This is a genomic window from Actinomadura sp. NTSP31, from assembly GCF_041951385.1.
GTDB classification, from domain to species: Bacteria; Actinomycetota; Actinomycetes; order Streptosporangiales; family Streptosporangiaceae; genus Spirillospora; species Spirillospora napierensis.
In genome coordinates this window covers 1-1,567 of record NZ_JBGNUT010000068.1, presented here as the reverse complement: position 1 = coordinate 1,567, position 1,567 = coordinate 1, and the positions used below count along the sequence as shown (strand labels likewise).

The following is a 1,567-nucleotide window of genomic DNA, read 5'->3' as shown; positions in this document are numbered from 1 at the left end:
CGGCCAACCCGGCGGCCCGCGTACGACCTGAGACGTACGCTTCCGTCCACCACGCAGGCGACGGCCCGAGTTCGGCCTTCACGGCGACTTTTTTCGGCCGCCTCGCATTCGCCCTGGCACGAGCCTCCAGCGATTTTCCGCGACGGCCCTCCGGGGGGCCCGGGCGTTCCCCGCGTCACCCTCAAGTCGAACCCCGGCGTCAGCCGGGCCGACCGAACCATCCGCTCGTGACGAGTCCCATCTCGTAGGCGAAGACGACGGCCTGCACCCGGTCCCGCAGGTTCAGCTTCAACAGGATCCGGCCCACGTGGGTCTTCACGGTCGCCTCCGACACCGTCAGGCGCACCGCGATCTCCGAGTTCGACAGCCCGCGCGCGACCAGCCGCAGCACCTCGCCCTCGCGCCTGGTCAGCGCCTCCAGCGCCGCGGTCGACAGCCGGCCCGCCTCCGGAAGGTGCACCGCGAACCAGTCGAGCAGCCGCCGCGTCGTCCTGGGCGCCACCACCGCGTCACCCGAATGCACCACCCTGATCGCCGCCATGAGCTGCGCGGGCCCGGAGTCCTTCAGCAGGAACCCGGCCGCGCCCGCCCTGATCGCCGCGAACGCGTACTCGTCCAGGTCGAACGCGGTCAGGATGATGACCTCGGGACCGCCGGCGCCGTCCGAGCCGGCGACGATGCGGCGGGTCGCCTCGATCCCGTCCATCCGCGGCGTCCGCACATCCATCAGCACGATGTCGGCGGGCGTGGTGCGCAGCAGTTCCAGCACCTGCGCGCCGTCCCGTGCCTCGCCCACCACGGTCATGTCGGGCTGGGCGTCGAGGACCCGCGTGAACCCCGCGCGCACCAGCTCCTGGTCGTCGACGAGCAGCACCCTGATCGGACGCCCCGCCGCTTCCGTCGGGCCGTCGGCGGCCGGGTCCCAGTCGCCGACGGCCGGACCGGTTCTGCTGAGCATGCTGGTCACGTGCGTACCTCCTCGCGTGTCGGGGTCCCGTGCGGGTGCGTGCGTTGCCGCAGGCCGGTGCCGGGCACATGCTTGTAAATATTGCTGCGCAGGCAAAGATTCGTCCTCTGGCGCTGCCTGTGCAGTCAGGCTTCGCGGCTTGGTCGGGGTGCGGCGGGACGGTAATGTTCGCCGCATGGCGACCGAGCGGTTGAGCGAGCTCGAGGACGAGGCCTGGCGCGGATTCCTGTTCGCGCACGACCGGATCTGGCGCGAGGTCGAGGCCGGCCTCGCCCCGCTGGGTGTGAGCATGGCCGAGTACAGCGTCCTGGCGCTGCTCGGCGAGGCCGGCCGCGACGGCATGCGCATGTCCGAACTCGCCAAGCGCCGGGTGATGTCCACGGGCGGGTTCACCCGGCTCGCCGACCGGCTGGAGCGCCGCGGCCTGATCGAGCGGCGGCGGTCGGCCGACGACGGCCGCGGCTTCGAGGCCGTCCTCACCCGGGACGGGCGGACGCTCCTGCGCAGGGCGTGGAAGCAGCAGCACGGCGACCTGCGCAGGCTCTTCTTCGACCGGCTCGACCAGGACGACCTGCGCAACCTGGCCACCGTCTGGGCGCG

General features: G+C 72.2%; 2 protein-coding genes. One reads left to right on the top strand and one right to left on the bottom strand.

What is annotated here, in order from left to right; all coding sequences use genetic code 11:
- Window positions 1-199: 199 nt before the first annotated feature.
- A complete protein-coding gene (locus ACA514_RS48205) occupies window positions 200-958 on the bottom strand; it encodes a response regulator transcription factor (RefSeq protein ID WP_375048284.1) in 759 nt (252 codons plus the stop codon).
- A gap of 184 nt (window positions 959-1,142) precedes the next feature.
- On the opposite strand from ACA514_RS48205, the gene ACA514_RS48200 reads away from it, so the two are divergent.
- A partial coding sequence (locus ACA514_RS48200) for a MarR family winged helix-turn-helix transcriptional regulator (protein WP_375048283.1) occupies window positions 1,143-1,567 on the top strand: 425 nt, incomplete at its 3' end.

Coding starts and splice junctions, on each gene's coding strand:
- ACA514_RS48205 (WP_375048284.1), bottom strand. CDS start 958: ATGCTCAGCAGAACCGGTCCGGCCGTCGGCGACTGGGACCCGGCCGCC.